Origin of the sequence: Psychrobacter sp. TB20-MNA-CIBAN-0197 (genome assembly GCF_040309765.1) — a bacterium.
GTDB classification, from domain to species: Bacteria; Pseudomonadota; Gammaproteobacteria; order Pseudomonadales; family Moraxellaceae; genus Psychrobacter; species Psychrobacter submarinus.
The window spans coordinates 1-264 of record NZ_JBEOPC010000754.1 but is presented as its reverse complement, the minus strand read 5'-3'; the positions used below and the strand labels follow the sequence as shown (position 1 = coordinate 264).

General features: G+C 32.6%; 1 protein-coding gene. It reads left to right on the top strand.

Annotated elements, in window-relative coordinates:
• The coding region (locus AAEY83_RS15850) for a response regulator (protein ID WP_351060489.1) at window positions 1–264 on the top strand (264 nt) is incomplete at both ends.

Genomic DNA, 264 nt, shown 5'->3' with positions numbered 1-264 from the left:
ACCAAGCGTTGATTGATGATACGCCTAACCTAATCTTTACTGATCCGTTTGATGTATTAATTATAGATGATAATGAAGAGGACCTTAAAGTAATTGAAAATCAGTTTACAGCTATGGGTTTAGCATGTACTGCGTGCTCGTCTGCTAAGCAAGCTATTGATATTATTGAACAGAATAAAGAAAAATTTAAAGTCATTATTGTCGATTGGATAATGCCAGCGATGAGTAGTGAAACATTTTTAACGCGTATTTATAATATTAATC